Below are 17939 nucleotides of genomic sequence, written 5' to 3'. Positions count from 1 at the left end.
GTTCTACGACGGCGGCGCGCTGTGGCTCGACCTCGAGACCGAGGGCGGCCAGACGCTGCGGGTCGAGCAGGTCCGCTGGACCGTCGACGCGCCGGTGAGGGAATCTGATTCCCTCAAGGAGCCCTTCACGGACCATTTTTCTTGAGCGCGGAACCGCGGTCGCGGAGCCCGCTACTTCTTCGGCACGCCCAGCGCGGCCAGCGCCGGACCGGCCATGATCACGCCGTTGCCGGTCACCGCGTCGAACCCGGGCGCGCCCAGGTCGATCGCGCTCGACACCAGCGCCGTGCGGACGTCCGCCGGGGTCGCGGACGGCTTGCCCGACAACAGCAGCGCCGCGATCGCCGCCGCGTGCGGGGCCGCCGCCGAGGTCCCGAAGAACGGCTGGAAGCCGGTCACCGAGGTGGCCACGCCGTCGGCCGCGGTGATGTCCGGCTTCGCGCGGGTCGCGCCGCCGGTCGAGGACACGTTGCCCGGGGTCAGCTCACTGCCGTCGGCGTTGTAGAAGAGGTGCCGCTGGCCGTCGGAGGTGAAGCGCTCCCACTTGCTGGCCGAGGTGAACAGGCCTGGGTACGGGCCGGCCGGGTTCGCCGGGTCGCCGGTCTCCAGCGGACGCCCGAACGCAGTCGCCGCCGGGGCCGCGGCCACCGAGAACGCCGCGGCCGCCGCCGAGTGGCCCGAGGTCACGCCCGCGGTGCTGAAGCCCTTGAGCGAACCGGAGTCGACGAAGCGGCCGCGGACCACGTTGACCGCGAAGAACCGGTCCGCGCCGCTGTACTTGACCACCGCGAGCCGGTAACCGGAGCCGGACGTCGGCACGGTCAGGCTCTCGTACGGGTTCTGCGAACCGTTTTGCGCGTTGGCGCTGGAGGCGACGACGCTGCCGGAAGCGTTGAGCAGGAACAGGTCGTAGTCGTTGGCCGAGTGTCCCCACGGGTCCGACCAGAACAGTGTCACCGGCCTGCCGAGCGAGCCCGGCGACAGCGGGTCGGTGGTCTGCACCCCGCTGCCGGGGTCGAAGTCGTGCGGGGTCCCGGTGACGCCCGGCAGCGTGGTGCCGGACGAGCGGAAGTCGCCCTCGTAGTAGCCGCTGCTTCCGTCGGTGAGGTTGCCGGAGTTGCCCGCGGAGGAGAAGTACAGCGCACCGGACGCGGTGACGTCGTTGACCGCCTGCGCGACCTGCGTGTCTTGGAACGGCGACTCGTCGAAGTACGCGACGTCGTCGACGATCACCGTGCACTTGCCGGCGTTGCGCAGCGCGCGGATGTTGTCCGCGAAGCTCGACTCGCTGGTGAAGGCGGTCGCGAAACCGAGCGTCGCGCCCGGGGCGAGGTCGTGGACGATCTCCAGCATCGCAGTGCCTTCGTCGCCGCTGCCAGCTTGGCCAGGCAGCACGTCGACCGCGGGCAGTTCGCCAGCGTCCTGCGACTTCTTCAGCGAGTTGACGCCGTCGGAAAGCACGCAGACCTTCACGCCGGTGCCGTTCACGCCGTAATCCGTGCGGGCAGTGTCGGCGCCGTGGGCTTTGTCCCCTTCGGACACCTGCACGGCGGCGACGGCCTTCTTGGCCAGCTGCTGACGCTGCGCGTCCGGCTCGTTCCAGGTCATCGCCTGCGTCGCGGGCTGGACCTGGCGGACGTCGCCGCGCGCCGCGATCCGGTCCACCGCGTTCAGCGGCAGCTGGGCGCGAACCGAGCCATTGGACGAGGTGGACTGAACGGTGCCGCCCGCGGCGCGCACCGCGTTCGCGATCGCGGCACCCGCCGTACCTGCGATGTCCACCGAAACCGTGCCGGTCTGGCTGACCGGCAGCCCGGTGCGGTAATCCGGAAGCAGCGCGGCGAGACCGCGGTCGGCGCGCAGGCGCTTTTCCACGACGAGCTGGCTGGACTGCTTCTGCTCGGCCGGGCTGAGGGTCTTCTTGATTCCCTGCAGCGCGCTGATCCCGGCTCCGGCGCGGGCGTTCGCCGCGTCCGCCGCCGACGGCTGCGCGACGGCGACCCCGCTCCCGGCGAGCACCACCCCGACCGCCAGCGGCGCGGAATACGCGACCACCCGGCTCGTTCTTCTCATGACAGCTCCTGTCCTCGCCCCCGGCCACCGACTGTGGTCACGTGAATCTAAAGAGCGACTGGGGCTAAGACCACCGACCAAAGTGGTATCTGCCCGGATAGCCCATCTGGTGAGATGCAGATGGGCCATTCCGGGGCACGAAGCGGAGCTGGCAGTCTGCTCATGTGGCGAACCTGGGGAGGGATTTCGCGCGGCTGTGGGCCGCGTACGCGATCAGCACGGCTGGCAGCACGGTCGGCGCGGGCGCGCTCGGACTCGTCGCGGTGCTCGTGCTCGACGCGCCTGCGTGGCAGGTTTCCCTGATCACCGCGATCTCGGCCGCGTCCAGCGCGGTTCTCGCTTTCCCGCTCGGGCCGCGCGTCGAGTTCGCCCGGAAGCGTCCCGCGATGATCATCGGAGACCTGGTCCGCTGCGCCGCCTTGGCGAGCGTGCCGTTGGCGGCCGCGCTGCACGTGCTGACCATGCCGCAGCTCTACGCCGTCGACATCGTCGTCGCCACCGCAGCCGTCATCTTCTCCGCGGCCAGCGGCGCGCATCTCAAGGCCCTTGTCGCGCCGGACGAGCGGGCGGTCGCCTTGAGCCGCTTCGAGAGCACCGATTGGATCTGCTGGTCCGCCGGACCGCCGCTGGGCGGCGTCTTGATCAGCGCTCTCGGCGCGACCGCGACGATGCTCATCGACGCGTTTTCGTTCCTGCTGTCCGCACTCGGAATCCGCCGCTTGCGCGCGCCGGAGCCGCCGCCTGTTGTCGCAGCGGGTCCTGCGCGTCGCGGGTTCACCGACGGATGGCGATACCTGCTGCGTAGTCCCGAACTGCGGCCGTTGTTCTTCAACTCGGTGTTGTTCAGCGGGGCGGTCCTTTGGGTCACGCCGCTGCAAACCGTGCTGATGCTGCGGGATCTCGGCTTCGCGCCATGGGAATACGGGCTCGTGCTGGGTGTCCCCTGCCTTGGCGGGCTGCTCGGTGCCCGTCTCGCACCGTTGCTCAGCTCTCGATACGGTGCAACGAAAGTGTTGCTGTGGACTAGTTTCGCGCGTACGCCGTGGTTGCTCGTGTTGCCGTTCGCCATTTCCGGGGCTGCCGGAGTCACCCTGCTGATCGCTGCGAACTTCGGGCTGTTGCTGGTGGCGGGCATCTTCAACCCGACCTATTCGGCGTACCGCCTGTCGCTGATCGACGACGCTGTCCTGACGCGGACGCTCACCGCTTGGTCGACCGGAACCCGTACCGCCAAACCGATTTTCGTCACCCTGGGCGGGATTGCTGCCGGGGTGCTCGGCGTGCGCTTCTCCCTGGGGATTGGCGCCGCGCTCTGCCTGCTGAGCGCGGCCGCGTTGCCCGCTCGCCGAGCCAGGTGATCAGTTTTTGTCGGTGGTGCCGGTTAACGTGGCTGCCATGTTCAAGATCGACCGCGCGACCGCTGCCGACGCCGCCGCGCTCACCAACCTCATGCACGCATCATCGGCTTACCAAGGCCAGTACGCCTCGATCCTGGAGGGATACGTCGTCACGCCGGATTACCTTCGCCAGCACCAGGTTCTGGTCGCGCGCGGCCCCTCGGGGCCAGTGGGGTTCGCCGCGCTCACCGATGCCGAGTTAGACCTGTTGTTCGTCGCCGACGAAGCGCAGGGAACGGGGATTGGCGCGCGTCTTGTCCGGCACATTCTTGGTGTGGCAAGGGAAAACGGGCTGTCCGAGGTACGGGTGGTGTCGCATCCGCCCGCGGTGAAGTTCTACGAACGCATGGGCGCCCGGCAGATCGGGACTGTCCCGCCGAAACCGCCGCGGATCTCATGGTCGCGGCCGGAATTGGCGTTCTCCTTGCCGCTGGCCGAAAACGAGAGCGCCCCGGCCCGCGAAACCACCGCGGACCAGGGCGACCGTCGAAGAATCAGAAGTTGATCATATGACCGGCCAGACCGTGCACCGCTTCCTTGACCGCCTCGCCCAGTGTCGGGTGCGCATGCACGTTGCGCGAAACCTCGTGCACCGTAAGGTCCCACTGCTGCGCCAGCGTCAGCTCCGGCAGCAGTTCCGTGACGTCCGGGCCGATGAGGTGCGCGCCCAGCAGTTCGCCGTACTTCGCGTCGCTCAGCACCTTCACGAAGCCCGCCGCGTCGCCGAGGCCGTGCGCCTTGCCGTTGGCCGTGAAGGGGAACTTCGACACCTGGACGTCAAAGCCCTTCTCGCGCGCCTGTTCCTCGGTCCAGCCGAAGCTCGCGATCTGCGGCTGGCAGTAGGTCGCGCGCGGGATCATCACGAAGTCCAGTTCCATGGTCTCCGCGCCGGCGATCGTCTCCGCCGCCACGATGCCCATCGACTCCGACGCGTGCGCCAGCATCAGCTTCGCCGTCACGTCGCCGATCGCGAACAGGTGCGGCACGTTCGTCCGGCCGCGGCCGTCGATCGCGATCGCGCCGCGCTCGGTGAGCTCGACGCCGGTGTTCTCCAGGCCGTAGCCCTCGACGTTCGGCCGGAACCCGATGGCCTGCAACACCTTGTCCGCCTCGAGCACCTGCTGCTCGCCGTTCTTCGACACGGTCACCAGCACCTTGGCTCCCGAGTCGTCGATCGCCTCGACCTTGGTGCCCAGCAGCACCTTGATGCCCAGCTTGCGGTAGCGCTTCGCCAGTTCGGCGGACACCTCGGCGTCCTCGAGCGGCACCATCCGGTCGAGGAATTCGACGATCGTCACGTCCACGCCGTAGTTGCGCAGCACGTACGCGAACTCCACGCCGATCGCGCCGGCTCCGGCGATCACGATGCTGCCCGGCAGCTCGCTTTCGAGGATCTGCTTTTCGTAGGTGACCACGCGCTCGCTGCGCTGCGTGCCCGGCAGCAGCCGAGCCGTCGCGCCGGTCGCGATGATGCCGTAGGTGAAGGTGATCCGCTCGCCGTTCACCTCGAGGGTGTTGGCGTCGATGAAGGTGCCGCGCCCGTCGTACTCGGTGATCTTGTTCTTCTTCATCAGGAAGTGCACGCCCTTGACGCGCCCGTCCGCGACCTTGCGGCTGCGCTCGTACGCCGCGGTGTAGTCGAACCGGATCTCCCCGTCGGAGGAGATGCCGTAGGTCTTGGCCTCCTCCTTCACCGTGTGCGCGAGCTCCGCGTTGCGCAGCAGCGCCTTCGAAGGGATGCAGCCGACGTTGAGGCACACCCCGCCCCAGTACTTCTCTTCCACGACCGCCACGCTCAGGCCCAGCTGCGAAGCCCGGATCGCCGCGACGTACCCACCGACTCCGGCCCCGAGGACCACCACGTCATAGTCTGCGCTCATACCGTTGAAACTACCCGCCGCGCCCGCGCGGGGCGGCGTGACGGCGCCCGCTTTCAGCCCGGCCGCTGCTCGCCCCGGCGCATTCTCGGACGGCGGGTCCGGGCGATGCTCACCGGAATTGGTCGCCACCTGGTCCGTAACGCCGCTGAATTGTCCACAGTGGTCGCCACCCCGCCGAGCCGGACCGCCGGATCCGGTTGTCAGACCGGCGGACGCACGCCCCGGATCTCCGCCAGCAGCTCCGTCACGGCGGCCATGATCCGCGCCGTCGCCTCCTCCAGCACGTCCCTGGTCAGCTCCCGCCCGCGCAGATCGCCGAGCTCCACCGGCGGCCCGGCGACGAACTCGATCTTCCGCCGCGGCAGGACATGCGGATACCACGATCCGGCGGGCAGCAGTTCGTGCGTGCCCCAGTTCGCGACCGGAATCACCGGCACGCCGGTCTCCAGCGCGATCCGCGCCGCGCCGGTCTTGCCCTTCGAGGGCCAGCCGTCCGGATCCGCGGAAAGCCCGGCCTCCGGGAAGATCGCCACGCATTCGCCCGCGCGTACCGCGGCGACGGCGTCGCGGTACGCGCCCGCGGCGGTCGGCGCGCCCCGGTGGACCGGGATGTGCTTGCCCGAACGCATCACCGACTTGATCACCGGGGCGTTCCAGAGACTCGCCTTCGCCAGGTACCTCGGCACCCGTCCGGAGCCGAGGCAGAACGCGGTGAGCGTCGTCGGGTCGGCGTTGGAGAGATGGTTGGAGGCCACCACGACGCCGCCCGATTCCGGGATGTTCCGCGCACCGCGCACACGGAATCGGCTCGTGAGGGCGAGCAGCTGCCACACCACCTCGATCGCGAAGTGGTACCAGGCGCCCCGGCCGGACTTGGCGAACCGCCTGCCGTACTTCTGCATGCCGCGGAAGCCGAGCAGCTCCCCTTCGAGCGGGGTCCAGTTGTCCCGGGTCCGGGTGCGCAGCGCCATGAGCGTCATTCGTAGCGGAAGACGCTCCGGTTCGGCGCCGCGCGGACCCGGGACGCGGCGGGAATCACACCCGCTCGAGCACCACCACGGGGATCTCGCGGTCGGTCTTCTTCTGGTAGTCGTTGTAGGCGGGCCACACCGCGGCGAGCTTGTCCCACAGCCGGGCGCGTTCCTCGCCGGTCGCGGTCCGGGCGCGCGCGGTGAACTTGTCCGCCCGCACCTGCACGCGGACCTCGGGGTTCTCCTGCAGGTTCAGGTACCAGCCGGGGTGGTTCTCCGCGCCGCCCTTCGAAGCGACGATCACCGGGTTGCCGTCGTCCTCCTGGTAGATGAGAGCGAACTTCCGGTCCTGACCCGTCTTGCGGCCCTTCGTGGTGAGCACCAGCGTCGGCACGCCGTCCTGCCAGTCGTGCCCGACCTCCCCGTCGGTCTCCTCGTAACGGCGAACGTGCTCGTCACCGAACAGCATGCGGATTTCCTTTCGTTCGACTTCCGCGCTCGACAGCCCGGACCTGCCCTCCCACCCTGCCGCGAACCGGTCGGTCGCGCTGATCAGCTCGTGCAGCGTGCCCGGTTCGTCGAAGGCGTGCCCGGCGTCGCCGATCATCTTCAGCTCGGCGCCCGGCAGCACCTGTGCGAGTTCCCAGGCGGTGGTGGCGGGAGTGACCACGTCGTACCTGCCCTGCACCAGAACACACGGGATGCCCGAGAGCTTCCCGGCGCCGCGGATCAGCTGGTCAGGGGCGAGCCAGCCGCCGTGGCGGAAGTAGTGGTTCTCGATCCGCGCGATCGCGAGCGCGAACTCCGGCTCGGCGAACGCGGCCACCACTTCTTCCTGCGGGGTGAACTTGACGGTCTCGCCCTCCCACCGGCTCCAGGCGAGCGCGGCGGGCCCGTGCACGTTCGGATCGGGGTGATTCAGCAGTTCGTGGTACACCTCAAGCAGGTCGCCGCCGCGGCGCGCGTACGGCACCGGCGCGAGGAAGCGCGACCACGCCTCCGGGAACATGCACGCGGCACCGCCGCCGAAGAGCCACTGCACTTCTTTCACCCGGAGCGTCGCGACGCCGCGCAGAATCAGTTCGGTCACCCGCTCCGGATGCGTCTCGGCATAGGCGAGCGCGAGCACGCTTCCCCACGAGCCGCCGAACAGCTGCCAGCGGTCGATGCCGCGGTCCTCGCGCAACTGCTCCATGTCGGAGACCAGGTGCCAGGTCGTGTTCACCGAGAGGTCGACGTCCGGCTCGCTGCAGTGCGGCGTGCTCCGGCCGCAGCCGCGCTGGTCGAACAGCACGATCCGGTAGAGCTCCGGGTCGAACAGCCGCCGGTGCCGCGCGGACGCGCCGCCCCCGGGCCCGCCGTGCAGGAACGCGACCGGTTTGCCCTCGGGATTGCCGCATTCCTCCCAATACAGCGTATTGCCGTCTCCGACCGGCAGCATCCCGTGGTCGTACGGATCGAGTTCCGGGTACAGACCGAGCATGCAGCCACTATGCCCGACCTCGGCCGCGTCCCGCTGAGGGTCCACTGTGGACGCGCGGACACGGCCGGGAGGGTCCGGTTAGGCTTCCCTCATGGCGAAGGTACTGGTGGTGGAGGACGACGCGGCGATCGGCAGCGTCCTCGACTCCGCGCTGCGCGGGCACGGCCACACAGTGCAATGGTGCCGGGACGGCCGGAGCGCGCTGCGCGAGACGGCGGCCGATCTCGTGCTGCTGGACCTGGGCCTCCCGGACGTCGACGGCGTCGAGGTGTGCCGGCGGCTGCGCTCGGCCATCCCTGGCGCGGTGCTGGTGATCCTCACGGCGCGGGCGGACGAGATGGACGTCGTGGTCGGGCTGGAGGCCGGTGCCGACGACTACCTCACCAAGCCCATCCGGCTGGCCGAACTGCTCGCCAGGGTGCGCGCGCACCTCCGCCGCGGCGCGCCCGCCGCGCCGTCGACGCCGGTCGTGCGGATCGGCGCGCTGGAGGTCGACATCGCGAGCAGGCGGGTCAGCCTGAACGGCCGGGAGGTCGCGCTGCGGGCGCGGGAGTTCGACCTGCTCGCGCGGCTGGCCGTCCAGCCGGGGCAGGCCGTCAGCCGGGACACGCTGATGTCCGACGTCTGGGATTCGCACTGGCACGGCTCCACCAAGACGCTCGACGTGCACATCGCCGCGCTGCGCCGCAAGCTCGCCTCGGCCGCCGAGTCTCCGTACGAGGTGCCGAGGATCGCGACCTTGCGCGGGCACGGATACCGGTTAGAGGGGGACTGAACGGGGTGCGCCGCCGGATCGTGACGCTCACCGTCCTCGCTGCGGTCCTGGCCACGAGCCTGTTCGGACTGCCGCTCGCCGTCGGGGCGCTGTGGTACTTCCGCACGCACACCACGTCCGCGCTGGAGCGCGCCGCCGACGGCGCGGCCGTCGTGGTGTCCGACGCGCTCGCCGCCGGCGAACCTTTCCAGGTGCCGGACAACGAGGACGGCGCCGAGGTCGGCGTCTACGACCCGAAGGGCCACCTTCTCGCCGGAGAAGGCCCGCCCGTCGCGGACGACGTCGTGCGCGGAGTCGGCGCGACCCGCAGCGACATGCTGAACCAAAAGGTCGGCGACGAGGACGTGCTGGCCGTGCCAGTGCTGACCGGAGCCCGCCTCACCGGCATCGTGCGCGCGGCGCTCCCCCGGTCCGCGCTGACCCGCGACGTCGGCATCACCTGGCTGGTGATGGCCGGGTGCGCGATCGGCGCGGTGCTGGCCAGCTGGCTGGTCGCCCGCCGCATCGCCGCGCGGCTGACCCGTCCGCTGGAGGACCTTGCCTGCGCTGCCGCGCGTCTGGGCGAAGGCGACTTCTCCGCACGCTCCCGACGCTCGGCGATCCCGGAAATCGACCGGGTCGGTGCGGCTCTGGACGTCACCGCGACCCGCATCGGCGAAACCCTGGAACGAGAGCGCGCCTTCTCCGCCGAAGCGTCACACCAGTTGCGCACCCCGCTCGCCGGACTGCGCCTGCAACTCGAATCCGCGCTGGAAACCCCTGGCCGCGATCCCTACGCGGCGGTGCGCGCCGGAATCACCGCCGCCGACCGGCTGGAACGCACCGTCGAAGACCTGCTCGCGCTGTCGAGGGAACGCCGCACCCCTCGCGACGAACTGGACCTCACCGCTCTCCTGGCCGAGCTGACCGACCACCCGCTGCCCGACCACCGCCAGCTGCGCCTGGAAATCACCGACCCGCCGCCAGTCCGCGCATCGGCGCCCGCGGTCCGGCAAGTGCTCGCTGTCCTGCTGGACAACGCACTGAACCACGGCGAAGGCACCATCACGGTCCGAGCCCGCGACGCCGGTGGTGCTCTCGCCGTGGACGTCGTCGACGAAGGCCCGGACCTCGGCGAACGCGACCCGTTCGCCGATCACGCGCCCGGCGGGCACGGCATAGGCCTCCGTCTGGCCAGAAGCCTGGCCGAAGCCGAAGGCGGCCGCTTGCGCCTTTCGCGGCCTGATCCGCCGACGTTCACGTTGCTGCTTCCCGAAGCGCCCGCTTCCTGACCCAGCCAGTGGCAAACAGCCGCCGTTCGCCTCCCGAAGCTCTTCCGCTTCGAACTGGCTTCCGGCCGGTCTGCCTGGCAGCTCGACGTCGCCAGTTCTCATCGACCACGCGCACGGTGATCGGACAGCGCGGTCGCAGTACCGCCAAGCCGCCAGTCCACAGCTCCTCACCAGCCGATCCGCGCAGGTAAACCCACCGCCGCGAACCGCCGGGACCGATCACTTACAGTCATTCCCGGCCCGGAACCCCGTACCTCTCCGGGCCGCACCACCCCGCCGAAACCGACCCTGAGAGCGCAATGAATCACCCCTCAGCACCCGCAATCCACAACAGATCGCGGTTCTCGGGGCAATTTTCGATCGATACCGTGGCTCGAAGTCGACAGTGGCGTCACAATGAATCGCTAGGAGCCGCCCGGTGAGCACCACCTCCTCCAGTCCTGCGCGCGGGAGGCTCGCCTCGGCGATGCTGCGCCGCAAACCGGTCACCGATCTGGTGGCCGAGGCGGATCACGGGCCGTTGAAGCGGTCGCTCGGGCTCAGCCAGCTGACCATGCTCAGCATCGGAGCCACCCTGGGCAGCGGGATTTTCGTGGTGCTCGGCGAGGCGGTCCCGGTGGCCGGGCCCGCTGTCGTGGTTTCGTTCGTGCTGGCCGGGATCACCGCGTTGTTCTCCGCGCTTTCCTATGCCGAGCTGGCGGGCATGATCCCGCTGTCTGGCTCCTCTTATTCCTACGCGTACGCGACGCTCGGCGAGTTGATCGCCTGGGTGTGCGGCTGGTGTCTGGTGCTGGAGTACGGCGTCTCGGTCGCGTCCGTCGCGGTCGGGTGGGGGCAGTACGTCAACGAACTGCTGCACCTGGCGTTCGGCGTCACGTTGCCGGAGGCGCTCAGCGGGCCGCCGGGGGACGGTGGGCTCGTCAATATTCCGGCGATTGTCGTGGTGCTGCTGGCGATGGTGCTGCTCCTCTCCGGCGCGAAGGAGAGCGCGCGGGCCAACGCGATCATGGTCGTGGTGAAGATCGGCACGCTGATTCTGTTCTGCGCCATCGCGTTCACCGCCGTCCGGGCGCAGAACTTCACTCCGTTCCTGCCGCTCGGGCTGGCCGGGATGAGCGCGGGCGGGGCGAAATTGTTCTTCTCCTACATCGGGTTCGACGCCGCCTCCACCGCCGGCGAGGAGGCGCGCAACCCGCAGCGGGACCTGCCGCGCGCGATTTTGCTGTCGCTGGCCATCGTGACCGTGCTCTACTGCCTGGTCGCGTTCGCCGCGGTCGGCGCGCTGCCCTGGCAGGAGTTCGGCGACAAGCAAGCCGCGCTGTCGCACGTGCTCACCACGATCTCGAGCAACCCGCTGTGGGCGATCCTGCTCGCGATCGGCGCGATCGTGGCGATCTCCAGCGTCGTGCTGACCGTCCTTTACGGACAGACACGGATCCTCTTCGCCATGTCCCGCGACGGGCTGGTACCGAAGTCGCTGTCCAAGGTGCATCCGAAGACCGGCGTGCCGCGCACCAACACGCTCGTGGTGTCCGGGTTCGTCGCGGTGCTCGCGGCCTTCATCCCGCTCGGCAAGCTCGCCGACGCCACCAGCATCGGGACGCTGTTCGCGTTCGGGCTGGTCAACATCGCCGTGCTGATCCTGCGCAAGCGCCGTCCGGAAGCCGAACGCACCTTCCGCGTGCCGTTTTCGCCGGTTACGCCGGTCCTTGGCGTGGCATGCTGCGCGTACATGATGTTCAGCCTCGACGGGGCGACCTGGATCGTGTTCGGCGCGTGGATGCTGCTCGGCCTCGTCATCTACTTCGGCTACAGCATCCGCCGCTCGCGGCTCGCGGAGGTCCGATGATCATCGCCGTCCACCAAGGACCGCACGACCGGCTGCCTGAGGCAATGGCCGCGGCGGCGGAGCGCGGCGCCGAGCTCATCGTGACCGCCGAGATGGGCACGACGGGTTACAACATCGGCGCGAAAGCCGTCGCCGAGCTGGCAGAACCGGCGGACGGACCGCGCGCGGCCGAGCTGGGGGCGTTGGCTGCCAAGCACCAGATCGGGCTGGTCTACGGCTATCCCGAGCGCGACGGCGACGCGGTGTACAACTCGGCGCAACTGCTGTCCGCGCAAGGGGAACGGCTCGCGAACTACCGCAAGACGCACCTGTTCGGCGACCTCGACCGCGACCAGTTCTCCCCCGGCGACGAGCCGGTGGTGCAGGCCGAGTTCAACGGCCTCCGCGCTGGCCTGCTGGTCTGTTACGACGTCGAGTTCCCCGAACTGGTCCGCGCGCACGCGCTCGCGGGCACGCAGGTGCTGCTCGTTCCGACCGCGCTGATGCGGCCGTACGAGCGCGTCGCCGACTTGCTCATTCCGGTTCGTGCGCACGAAAGCCAGCTGTACGTCGTGTACGCGAATCGCTGTGACGCCGAAGGCGAGCTGAGCTACTGCGGACGCTCGACAGTCGCGTCGCCGGATGAAGTCGTCGCGAAGGCCGGGCCGGACGAAGAGCTGCTCTTCGCCGACCTCGACCCCGCTGTGCTCGCTCAAGCGCGAGCCGAAACCCCGTACCTGGCCGACCGACGGCCGTCGCTGTACCGCTCTCTCACCGAAGGACCCCGGGCATGACCTCCGCAGTTCCCGCCGCGATCCACGCCGAGGAACCGGCCGGCAGGCCGATCACGATGTTCGGCCCCGATTTCCCGTTCGCCTACGACGATTACCTCGCGCATCCCGCCGGGCTCGGCACCGTGCCGGAACAGGCGCGCGGCACCGAGGTCGCGGTGATCGGCGGCGGCCTCTCCGGCATCGTGGCCGCCTACGAGCTGATGAAGCTCGGGCTGCGGCCGGTCGTGTACGAGATCGACGGAATCGGCGGACGGCTGCGCACGCACCACTTCCCCGGCCTGCCCGACGACGTCGTCGCCGAGATGGGCGCGATGCGGTTCCCGCCGGCGTCGACGTCGCTGTTCCACTACCTCGACACGGCCGGGCTGGAAACCGTGCCGTTCCCGAACCCGCTTTCGCCCGCCACACCGAGCACGGTGGTCGATCTCAAGGGCCGCAGCCATTACGCGCGCACGCCCGAAGATCTGCCCGACGTGTACGGCGAAGTGGCGAAGGCGTGGCAGCGCACACTCGACGAGCACGCGTCGTTCGCCGAGATGCAGACCGCGATCCGCAATCGCGACGCCGCGACGGTCAAAAAGATCTGGAACGAACTGGTGCCCCGGCTCGACAACCAGACCTTCTACGGATTCCTATGCGATTCCCCGGCATTTTCCTCGTTTCAGCATCGAGAGATCTTCGGGCAAGTCGGATTCGGCACCGGCGGCTGGGACACCGACTTCCCGAACTCGATTCTCGAAATCCTCCGGGTGGTCTATACCGGCGCGGACGACGAGCACCGCAGCATCGTCGGCGGCAGCGGGCAGCTCCCGAAGCGGCTGTGGGAGCACGTCCCGGACAAGCTCGCGCACTGGCCGTCCGGCACGAATCTGGCCGCACTGCACGAAAACGGCCAGCCGCGACCAGGTGTCACCCGGCTGCACCGCACCGCGCCGAACAACATCACCGTCACCGACGAGTCCGGCCACATCCGCACGTTCGGCGCCGCGGTGTTCACCGCGCAGAGCTGGATGCTGCTGTCGAAGATCGAATGCGACGAGGCGCTGTTCCCGATCGACCACTGGACGGCCATCGAGCGCACGCACTACATGGCTTCCTCCAAGGTGTTCGTGCCCGTCGACCGCCCGTTCTGGCTCGACCCGGACCCGGTCACCGGCCGCGACACGATGAGCATGACGCTCACCGACCGGATGCCGCGCGGCACTTACCTTCTCGGCGACGACCCGGACCGGCCCGCGGTGATCTGCCTGTCCTACACGTGGGCCGACGATTCGCTGAAGTGGCTGCCGCTTTCGGTGTCCGACCGCGTCGAGGTGATGCTGCAGTCCCTGCGCGAGATCTACCCCGGCGTCGACGTGCGGCGGCACATCGTGGGCGACCCGGTGACCGTGTCGTGGGAGGCCGAACCGCATTTCATGGGTGCGTTCAAGGCGAACCTTCCCGGGCATTACCGGTACCAGCACCGGCTTTTCACGCACTTCGTGCAGGATTCACTGCCTGAGCGCTACCGGGGTTTGTTCCTCGCGGGCGACGACATCTCGTGGACGGCGGGCTGGGCCGAGGGCGCGGTGCAGACCGCGCTCAACGCGGTGTGGGGCGTGCAGCGGCACTTCGGCGGCGCGAGCGATCCGGCGAATCCCGGTCCCGGCGACCGGTTCGCGGACCTCGCGCCGCTCGAACTTCCGGACTGAGCGGGGCCGTCAAGCGATACCGTGCGGTAGCAGCCGAACGTGTTTCCGCCGCGACATTCCGCCCGGTTAATCCGCCTTACTGAACCGATCATGCCAAACTGATGCCATGAGCACCGATCCGGCGCCGAAGTGGCGGCGACTCGAACCGGACGAACGCAAAGAGCAGATCTACGCCTGTGCGGCGAGACTGTTCGGCGAGCGACCGTATTCGGAAGTGTCCACTTCGGACATCGCGGCCGAGGCAGGCGTAGCCCGCGGACTGATCAATCATTATTTCGGAACGAAAAGGGAGTTGTACCTCGAAATAGTTCGACGCGCGCTTACCGTGCCACGGATTGCGGTGCAGATTCTGCCGGACGGACCGCTGGAAGTGCGCGCGGACGCCGCCATCGACTGGCTGCTCGACATGGTGCGCGGGCAGGAGAAGCTGTGGCTCGCCGCGATCGCGCCGGAGGGCATCGGGCGCGATCCGGAGGTGGACCGGATCGTCGCCGAGGCCGACCGCGCGTCGGCCGACCGCGTGCTGGAGGCGGTCGGGCTGTCCCGCGACAGCGCGCACGGCGAGGAGCTGAACGCCGCGGTGCGCGCGTTCGCCGGCATGGTCAAGGCGGCGGGCCGCGAGTGGCTCGTGCACCGCTCGCTCGACCGGCGCCAAGTCCACACGCTGCTCACGATGTCGCTCGTGACCGTGGTGGGCCAGGTGTTTCCCGCGATCCAGCATCCGCCGCCCCAGCACTGAGGCTGCCGGAAGGAGAACCCCCGGCACCACGAGGGGGGAGGAAAGTGCCGGGGGCCCCTTCCGGAGGCAAGGCCCCCGGTAGCTGTCCACGCTACGCCGGGAAAGCGTCGAATCGGTGTCGGTCGGCGCAGCGGCGCCCCGACTTTTCACCATGACCACGCGGACGGCCCAGTGCGAACGCCCTGGCGGAGCAATTTCGCGAATTTCACCCGTTCATCTGAGCCAATCTGCAGGTGAGCCCGTCGAGGCACCGGCGGATCGCGAAGTCGAACAGTCGCGGATGGTAACCGGCCGCCGCCTCGGGGTCGCTGAGCAGCTCTCGCATCGAGCGCCCGAACGCGGCCATGCCGGGAAGGTCCTCGCGGTCGCGGTAGGAGGCGTATTCCTCGGTGTTGTCCAGGCGCAAGGCGAGGCTGCAGTCGCGGTCGTCCTCCAGCGCGACGTACTGGCACGCGGTGGTGGTGAGCATGGTGTAGGCGAGCGCGCTCTCGTCGCCGAAGCCCGCGTCCAGCAGGATCCGCACGCCGCGGTCCACCGTGGGCGTCGCCGCCGCCACCGACGGGCCGAACGACGCCATCCGGCGCGCGGTGCCCGGGTGCTTGCGCAGCAGCTCGCGCAGGCCGGTCAGCAGTTCGACGAACCACTCCTGCCACTCCAGCCCGTCGTCGGGCAGCCGCAGCTGGCCGACGACCCGGTCGAGCACCGCGCACACCACCGCGTCCCGGTCCCCGACGTGGTGGTAGACCACCGCCGGGTACGCGCCGATCGCGGCGGCCAACTGCCGAAGCGTCCAGTTTTCCAAGCCGCGTTCGACGGTGAGCTTCACCGCCGCGTCGACCACTTTTTTCGCGGTGACCGCGGGGAGCCCGGCGGCCGAACGGGACCGGGCGCGCTGTCCGGCACGCGGAGTCGGCATGCCGTGCACCGTAACCGGGAACCCGCCGGCTCGGCCACACGCGGTTCCGCGCTGCGGCATGATCGGGGCATGCCACGCGCACAGGCCAACGGCCTCGAACTCGAGTACGACACGTTCGGCGATCCGGCTGCCCCGCCGATCGTCCTGGTGATGGGACTCGGCGCCCAGATGATCACCTGGGAGGAGGGGTTCTGCGCGCTGCTCGCGAGCCAGGGTTTTCACGTGGTGCGCTTCGACAACCGCGACGCGGGCCTGTCCACCTGGTTCGACGAGCTGGGCGCGCCGGATCTCCCCGGGATCGTGGCGGGCACTGCCCCGGCGCCGTACCTGCTGTCGGATCTCGCGAACGACACCGTCGGGCTGTTCGACGCGCTCGGTTTCGCGAAGGCGCACGTCGTCGGCGCTTCGATGGGCGGGATGGTCGCGCAGCAGCTCGTGCTCGACCACCCGGACCGGGTGCTGAGCCTGACGTCGATCATGTCGACGACCGGCGACCGGTCGGTCGGCCAGATCTCGCCCGCGGCGCTGGCGACGCTCACCAAGCCGGTGCCGGAAACGCGCGAGGAGCAGATCGCGCTGAGCGCCGCGAACTACCGCGTGACGGGGTCGCCTGGCTACCCGGCCACCGAGGAATACCTGCTGCGCAAGGCAACCCGGAACTACGACCGGGGACGGCACCCCGCCGGGATGCAGCGGCAAGCCGCCGCGGTCATGGCGTCGGGCGATCGTACTGAACGACTGCACAACGTCCAGGTGCCGACGGTCGTGCTGCACGGCGACTCCGACGTGATGATCGACGTCAGCGGCGGGAAAGCCACCGCGGCGGCGATCCCGGACTCGGAACTGGTCATCATCCCGGGCATGGGGCACGACCTGCCGGAACCGCTCTGGCCGGAGATCGTGGCCGCGATCGTCCGCGCGACCGCCCGCGCCTGATCGAGGTCAAGAAGCCGTCAAAAACGAGCGCCGGGGCGTACGGAACCTGTCCGCGCGCCCTCGTTTACGCGCCCGCGCGGGGTGCCATGGGGCATGCGTACTGAAGGACGGCTGGTCGGCGGGTTCGGTTTCCCGCTCGGTTGTGTGGCGGTGGTGGCGGCCGTGATCGCGGCGAGGCTCGCTACTGCGCATCCCGGTTTTGCCGTGGCGGCCGTGGCGATCGCGGTCGGCGCAGTGGCAGTGATCACGACTCCGCTCGCGGCGGCCGGAGTGGCCGCGGTGGGGTGGGCGGTGCTAGCCGGGTTCGCCTACGGCCGGGCCGGCGAGCTGCTTTTCGACGCGGCGACGGGGTGGGTCGCGGTGATCTTGGCTGGTGCGGCCGGGTTCGGGCTTGTCCTCGGCGCCGGATGGCGCACCGTTCAGCGGGTTCGCCCGGTCTTCGCCGAGGCTGTCGTGCCGGAGCCGCGGAAGGCTGTCGAAGCTGGCCACCGCCGGGTGGCATCACTCTGAAATGGCTCGCCAACGTGCGCGAAGGGCGCCAGGCTGACGGGGTATCACGTCGTCACCTTCGGAGGTCAGCCATGAGTGAAGCGCAACCGGCACCCAGCGACGGGGAGGGCGACGTCAAGCGGAAGTTCCGCGAGGCGCTCGAGCGAAAGCAGGCGAAGTCCCGGGAAGGGGCCGCGCACGAGAACGCCGGGCAGCAGGGGCAGCATGCGCATGGACCTGCTGCTAACAAGCGGACTTTTCGGCGTAAGAGTGGCTGATCGCCGCTCTTCTTAGTGAGTTCGTGGGTGCGTGGGGCGCCCCGAAGCTTGATTGTGACTACGGTCTGGGGTTGATTGTCAAGGCGGGAAAGATGCCTTGACAAGCAACCCCAGACCGCGTTTTGGCTTCGTATCGGGGTGCGGGGGTGGTGTGAGTGCCTCGATGGCTGGGCGTACTGGCTGCGGTTCGCGATTGGGGCTAACGCCCCAATGTGGCATTGGGTGCGTCAGATGCACCCAATGTGGCGTTGGGGCGTATCGCGGCGAACGGGTAGGCGGACCGGTCGATGGTCGTGAGGGGAACCCTGAGGGAATCAGATTCCCTCAGGGCCGCTCAGCCGGCCCCGCGACCCAGAACTCCAGGAACACCTCGACCGTCCGCGCCTGTGCCTCGAGTTCGGCTAGATCACGCGTGGTC

The 17939-nt window shown here is 69.4% G+C and carries 16 protein-coding genes and 1 pseudogene; 11 read left to right on the top strand and 6 right to left on the bottom strand.

Features of this window, described 5'->3' with window-relative positions; genetic code table 11:
• Positions 1–171: 171 nt before the first annotated feature.
• The gene (locus ACWDNU_RS40775; protein ID WP_449672781.1) at positions 172–2073 is read right to left on the bottom strand and encodes a S8 family peptidase; all 1902 of its coding nucleotides are present in this window, start codon (positions 2071–2073) and stop codon (positions 172–174) included.
• A gap of 164 nt (positions 2074–2237) precedes the next feature.
• Between ACWDNU_RS40775 and ACWDNU_RS40770 the strand changes: the two genes are divergently transcribed.
• Entirely contained in the window at positions 2238–3431 is a 1194-nt protein-coding gene (locus ACWDNU_RS40770) for an MFS transporter (protein WP_449672780.1), read from the top strand.
• A gap of 37 nt (positions 3432–3468) precedes the next feature.
• Positions 3469–3975: a GNAT family N-acetyltransferase gene (locus ACWDNU_RS40765; protein ID WP_449672779.1), complete on the top strand. Its 507-nt coding sequence runs from the start codon at positions 3469–3471 to the stop codon at positions 3973–3975.
• Here the strand turns inward: ACWDNU_RS40765 and lpdA are convergent.
• The 4 genes and pseudogenes from lpdA to pip all read right to left on the bottom strand — a co-directional run.
• Positions 3965–5350, bottom strand: a complete 1386-nt coding sequence (gene lpdA / locus ACWDNU_RS40760) for a dihydrolipoyl dehydrogenase (protein WP_370935294.1) — start codon at positions 5348–5350, stop codon at positions 3965–3967. The two genes, ACWDNU_RS40765 and lpdA, sit on opposite strands and share 11 nt — an antisense overlap.
• A gap of 200 nt (positions 5351–5550) precedes the next feature.
• Positions 5551–6330, bottom strand: coding sequence for a lysophospholipid acyltransferase family protein (locus tag ACWDNU_RS40755; RefSeq protein ID WP_449672778.1), 780 nt, complete (start codon positions 6328–6330; stop codon positions 5551–5553).
• A gap of 55 nt (positions 6331–6385) precedes the next feature.
• Positions 6386–6790, bottom strand: coding sequence for a nitroreductase family deazaflavin-dependent oxidoreductase (locus ACWDNU_RS40750; RefSeq protein WP_449672783.1), 405 nt, complete (start codon positions 6788–6790; stop codon positions 6386–6388).
• A gap of 75 nt (positions 6791–6865) precedes the next feature.
• Positions 6866–7804 (bottom strand): annotated as a pseudogene (pip, locus tag ACWDNU_RS40745) (prolyl aminopeptidase); the annotation flags it as partial.
• Positions 7805–7895: 91 nt separating this feature from the next.
• On the opposite strand from pip, the gene ACWDNU_RS40740 reads away from it, so the two are divergent.
• The 6 genes from ACWDNU_RS40740 to ACWDNU_RS40715 all read left to right on the top strand — a co-directional run bounded on the left by ACWDNU_RS40740 (position 7896) and on the right by ACWDNU_RS40715 (position 14902).
• Positions 7896–8579 (top strand): response regulator transcription factor, encoded by a 684-nt coding sequence (locus ACWDNU_RS40740; RefSeq protein ID WP_370935291.1) that lies wholly within the window; start codon positions 7896–7898, stop codon positions 8577–8579.
• A 5-nt stretch (positions 8580–8584) separates the two neighbouring features.
• Positions 8585–9850 carry an ATP-binding protein gene (locus tag ACWDNU_RS40735; RefSeq protein WP_449672777.1) on the top strand — a complete coding sequence of 422 codons (1266 nt, stop codon included), beginning with the start codon at positions 8585–8587 and terminating at the stop codon, positions 9848–9850.
• 466 nt (positions 9851–10316) lie between these two features.
• The gene (locus ACWDNU_RS40730; protein ID WP_449672782.1) at positions 10317–11699 is read left to right on the top strand and encodes an amino acid permease; all 1383 of its coding nucleotides are present in this window, start codon (positions 10317–10319) and stop codon (positions 11697–11699) included.
• On the top strand, positions 11696–12472 hold the full coding sequence (locus ACWDNU_RS40725; protein ID WP_449672776.1) for a carbon-nitrogen hydrolase family protein: 777 nt from the start codon (positions 11696–11698) through the stop codon (positions 12470–12472). Before ACWDNU_RS40730 ends, ACWDNU_RS40725 begins: the two co-directional genes overlap by 4 nt.
• The gene (locus ACWDNU_RS40720) at positions 12469–14163 is read left to right on the top strand and encodes a flavin monoamine oxidase family protein (protein WP_449672775.1); all 1695 of its coding nucleotides are present in this window, start codon (positions 12469–12471) and stop codon (positions 14161–14163) included. The genes ACWDNU_RS40725 and ACWDNU_RS40720 overlap by 4 nt, the downstream gene beginning before the upstream one ends.
• Before the next feature lie 106 nt (positions 14164–14269).
• Positions 14270–14902, top strand: a complete 633-nt coding sequence (locus tag ACWDNU_RS40715) for a TetR/AcrR family transcriptional regulator (RefSeq protein WP_449672774.1) — start codon at positions 14270–14272, stop codon at positions 14900–14902.
• A 205-nt stretch (positions 14903–15107) separates the two neighbouring features.
• Here ACWDNU_RS40715 and ACWDNU_RS40710 read toward each other — a convergent pair whose 3' ends face one another.
• Complete coding sequence (locus ACWDNU_RS40710) at positions 15108–15818, bottom strand: TetR/AcrR family transcriptional regulator (RefSeq protein WP_449672773.1); 711 nt, start codon at positions 15816–15818, stop codon at positions 15108–15110.
• A 69-nt stretch (positions 15819–15887) separates the two neighbouring features.
• Between ACWDNU_RS40710 and ACWDNU_RS40705 the strand changes: the two genes are divergently transcribed.
• The 3 genes from ACWDNU_RS40705 to ACWDNU_RS40695 all read left to right on the top strand — a co-directional run bounded on the left by ACWDNU_RS40705 (position 15888) and on the right by ACWDNU_RS40695 (position 17521).
• Positions 15888–16754: an alpha/beta fold hydrolase gene (locus ACWDNU_RS40705; protein ID WP_449672772.1), complete on the top strand. Its 867-nt coding sequence runs from the start codon at positions 15888–15890 to the stop codon at positions 16752–16754.
• Between the two features lie 93 nt (positions 16755–16847).
• On the top strand, positions 16848–17264 hold the full coding sequence (locus ACWDNU_RS40700; RefSeq protein WP_449672771.1) for a hypothetical protein: 417 nt from the start codon (positions 16848–16850) through the stop codon (positions 17262–17264).
• 71 nt (positions 17265–17335) lie between these two features.
• Positions 17336–17521, top strand: a complete 186-nt coding sequence (locus ACWDNU_RS40695; protein ID WP_344287092.1) for a DUF5302 domain-containing protein — start codon at positions 17336–17338, stop codon at positions 17519–17521.
• Positions 17522–17939 lie beyond the last annotated feature (418 nt).

This window comes from Amycolatopsis sp. NPDC003676 (genome assembly GCF_053587275.1).
This window is presented reverse-complemented; position numbering and strand designations above follow the sequence as displayed.